We start from the raw sequence: 3942 nt of genomic DNA, 5'->3' as shown, positions 1-3942 counted from the left end.
GCGTTGGACTTGATGGACTTGCACACCTTCCATGCGAACAGAAGCTCGGCCATCTCCTCGTCGGTGGGCTGGCGCTTCGTGGGCACGGTGAACGCCGCGGGGTCCTCGGCCACGGCGTCGGAGTCCTGGCACAGGAGGCCGCCTTCGACGGAGCGATACTCCACCTCGCCGCCGGCCGGGTTCACGCCGCCCGTGGACAGCAGGCGCGCGTTCTTCTTCGCGCTGTACATGTCAAGCGCGTCGCCCGCGAACTCGGGGGCGATGATGGCCTCGACGAACTGCTTGTTGTCGAAGATGGCCACCACCACGTCGGAGGTGACGGGGCGGTTGAACGCCATGACGCCGCCGTAGGCGCTCACCGGGTCGCACGCGTGCGCGCGCTGGTAGGCCTCGACGAGGTCGTCGTTCTGGCACACGCCGCAGGGCGTGAGGTGCTTGACGATGACGCAGGCCGGCTCGTCGAACTCGCGCACGGCCGTCCAAGCCGCGTCGAGGTCGAGGTAGTTGTTGTACGACAGCTCCTTGCCCTGATGCTGCTTGGCATGGGCCAGGCTGTGCGGGGCGTCGGCGTAGTCGTCGCGACGGTAGAACGCGGCGGACTGGTGCGGGTTCTCGCCGTAACGCAGGTCCTGCACCTTCGAGAGATGCAGCGTGCGGTCGGCGGGGAACTTCACGTCGCCCTCGTCCTTGAGCTGGGCGCCCATCCACGCGGCGATGGCGCCGTCGTAAGCCGCCGTGGTCTCGAACACGTCGAGCGCCAGCTTGGCGCGCGTGTCGCGCAGGGTGGCGCCGTCGTTGGCGCGCATCTCGGCCAGGATGGCGTCGTAGCTCGCCGGGCGCGTGACCACGGCCACGCTCTCGAAGTTCTTGGCCGCGGAGCGCAGCATGGACGGGCCGCCGATGTCGATGTTCTCGATGCAGGTGCCGAAATCGGCGCCGCTTTCCACCGTCTTCTCGAAGGCGTAGAGGTTCACCACCACCATGTCGATCATCTCGATGCCGTGCTCGGCCGCTTGGGCCATGTGGGCCTCGTTGTCGCGCTTGGCCAGCAGACCGCCGTGCACGCGCGGGTGCAGCGTCTTCACGCGACCGTCCATCATCTCGGGGAACTGCGTCACGTCGTCGATGGGCGTGACCGGCACGCCGGCGTCCTTGAGCGCGCGGGCGGTGCCGCCCGTCGAGATGATTTCCGCCCCGAACTCGTCGACGAGCGCGCGGGCGAAGTCCGCAACGCCGCTCTTGTCCGTAACGGACACGAGCACGCGCTTGACCTTAGGATTGCTCATATGGCCTTACATCCTTTCCTCTTGTCTGCGACTGAACGGCCCCTTGCGTCCAATCTCCTGCGACGCATGGTACCACCCGAACCGCGAGGTCAACGAGGAAGCGCGCGCATATCCCGCAAACGCGCACGACGAAAAGGTCAGCGAGCGGCAAGCTCTTCGACGACGCCGTCCGCATCCAGCACGCGCGCATAACGGCCGTCCCAGATGCGATCTTCGAAGTAGGCGGTAAGAACTTCGCCAGGGGCGAACCCGCTGTCGAACGTGGTGACGGCCTCACGTGGCACAGTCACGTCGTAACCCAGCTCGAAAGCCACCTTGACGGACACGTCGAAGCAAAATTCCGTCTGCATGCCGCACATGACGATGCGCTTCGCGCCCAAAGATTGCAGCGTTTCATGAAGGCCTGTCTGCCGAAAAGCGCTGTTGAATCGCTTGTCAACGACTATTTCGCCAGCCTGCGGCGCGACGGCGCAATGCACCCGCCAGCCATCCGTGCCGCGTTCCAGCTCATCGCCCGCTCCTCCATCGTGGCACACGTACAGCACAGGAACGCCTGCGCGACGGCACGCATCGATCATCGCACCCACCGCAACGAGGAACGAATCCTCCTTCGACGGATGACCGTCGACAAGAGCCTGCTGCACGTCGATGACAATAAGGGCGTCAAAGAGGCGTTCGCCCATGTCAGCGGCCCAGGCTCTTCTCGTGGCGCTCGCGCGCTTCGGCGCTGTAGCGTTGGCGGTAACGCACATCCACGAGCTCGGCGACGATGGCGATGGCCAGCTCGGCGGGCGTCTTCGCCCCGAACTTCAGGCCGATGGGGCGCTTGACGCGCTCCCAGTCCTCCTCGGTGGCGCCGGAGGCCAGAACCAGCTCGCGCACGCGATCGTTCTTGCCGGCGCAGCCCATCATGCCCACGTAGTGCACGGCATGCTTCGTCGCCCAGACGCAGCCCTCGGGGTCGAACATGTGGCCGCGCGTGAGCACGCATACGTAATCCTCGGGAGCGGCGTCCAACTGCTCGAGCGCGTCGAAGTTGCCGCCCTCGAGCACGATGCGCTTCGCCGCAGGGAAGCGCGCTTCGCTCACATAGGCCGGATCGTAGTCGACCACCGTCACGGCGAAGCCCACGTGGTCGGCGAGCGCCGCCACTTCGCTGGCCGCGTCGGACGCGCCCAGCAGCCAAACATGCACCTGGTCGAACAGAGGGACGCTCGCCCAGGTGAGACCCTCGAACTGCTCGTTGTGCATCGAGGGGCCGCGCGTGACGTCCTTCATCTGGAACGTGTCGCGGGGCGAGTACGGCCGCGACGCCACGATCTCCTTCGCGTCGTTGCAGAAGAACACGAGCGGCTCGCCGTCGGCCGAGCCCTCGTCGCCGTACTTCTTCGTCACCTCGTTGTCGGTGTTGCGCTGAGCCGCGTCCGCATCGTAGACGATCTTGAAACCGAGCCAGGCGAGGTCGCCCTCCTCCATCGCGCGCAGGGCGCGCTCGAACGTGGGCGCGTCGTCGGCCGTGAGGCTTTTCGCCACCACGTCGAGATACGTCGGCTCCACGTGCTGGTTGCCTTCGGTCGCCTCGGGCGAGAAGCACGGGAAATCCTCCACGCTCAAGGACGGCGTGCGGCCCTCGCGGAGGGCGGCGATGACGGATTGGAGGGCTTCCTTGTTCATGAGGGCTCCTTCGAGGTTCGAGCTGGCGGGCATTTGCCTGGGCGGACGACGAGCTTACGCGCGGAACGGACGGTTGGCCTGCGGGTTTCCCCGCGGGTTCATCGGGCGGGGGCGATATGCACCTTGCGATCCTCGCCCACGGTCACGCGGCCTTCGGCCACGAGGCGCAGCACTTCGGGGTACAGGACGTGCTCGACCTCGTGGATGCGGGCTTCGAGGTCGTCGAGGGTGTCGTCCTCGCGCACCTCCACGGCGCGTTGCGCCACGATGGGGCCCTTGTCGTAGTCCTCGTTCGCGAAGTGGACGGTGATGCCCGTCACCTTCACGCCCGCGTCGAACGCGTCCTGGATGGCGTGCGCGCCCTTGAACGACGGCAGCAGCGCCGGGTGCAGGTTCAGCACGCGGTCGGGGAACGCGTCCAGCAGCACGGGCGTCACCTTGCGCATGTACCCCGCCATCACCACGTACTCGGCGTGCGCGTAGCGCAGCGTCTCGGCGATGCGCTTGTCGGCTTCGACGGGGTCGGCGTACACGTCGCGGTTGAGCACCGTGACCGGGATGCCCGCCCGATGCGCGCGCTCGATGCCGAACGCATCGGGGCGCGACGACACCACGTGCACGATCTCCACGGGCAGCCCCTCGGCCGCCGCATCGATGATGGCTTGCAAATTCGTGCCGCTGCCGCTCAGCAGCACGCCGATTTTCAGCGGTTCGGTCATGCCCTTACGCCTCCGCACCGAAGCCGTACAGCTTGCCGTCGTTCGCGTAGCGGACCTCGCCCTCGCCCGCCACGATGCGGCCGACGCGGTACGTGGTCTCGCCGGCCTGCGTCAGCGCGGCCTCCACCTCGTCGGCGCGCGCCGCGTCCACGATGAGCACCATGCCGAGGCCCATGTTGAACGTCTTGAGCGCCTCGGCTTCGTCGAGGTGCGCCGCGTCGCACACGAACGACGCGATGGCCGGCACCGGCCACGTGCCCAGG

5 protein-coding genes are annotated in these 3942 nt (G+C 67.1%); all 5 read right to left on the bottom strand.

The genetic code is table 11. The features are described 5' to 3' along the window. Window positions 1-1286: bifunctional phosphoribosylaminoimidazolecarboxamide formyltransferase/IMP cyclohydrolase (gene purH, locus ACMO6A_RS03270; RefSeq protein WP_418470779.1), on the bottom strand; the 1286-nt coding region annotated here is incomplete at its 3' end. A 137-nt stretch (window positions 1287-1423) separates the two neighbouring features. Continuing rightward, the gene (locus tag ACMO6A_RS03265; protein ID WP_418470778.1) at window positions 1424-1969 is read right to left on the bottom strand and encodes a cysteine hydrolase family protein; all 546 of its coding nucleotides are present in this window, start codon (window positions 1967-1969) and stop codon (window positions 1424-1426) included. Window position 1970: 1 nt separating this feature from the next. Beyond that, window positions 1971-2960 carry an XdhC family protein gene (locus ACMO6A_RS03260; protein ID WP_114516397.1) on the bottom strand — a complete coding sequence of 330 codons (990 nt, stop codon included), beginning with the start codon at window positions 2958-2960 and terminating at the stop codon, window positions 1971-1973. Between the two features lie 98 nt (window positions 2961-3058). Then, window positions 3059-3679, bottom strand: coding sequence for a phosphoribosylglycinamide formyltransferase (gene purN, locus ACMO6A_RS03255; RefSeq protein WP_114519551.1), 621 nt, complete (start codon window positions 3677-3679; stop codon window positions 3059-3061). A 4-nt stretch (window positions 3680-3683) separates the two neighbouring features. Continuing rightward, window positions 3684-3942: AIR synthase-related protein (locus ACMO6A_RS03250; RefSeq protein ID WP_418470777.1), on the bottom strand; the 259-nt coding region annotated here is incomplete at its 5' end.

This window comes from Eggerthella sp., assembly GCF_048329335.1.
GTDB lineage: Bacteria > Actinomycetota > Coriobacteriia > Coriobacteriales > Eggerthellaceae > Eggerthella > Eggerthella lenta.
This window is presented reverse-complemented; position numbering and strand designations above follow the sequence as displayed.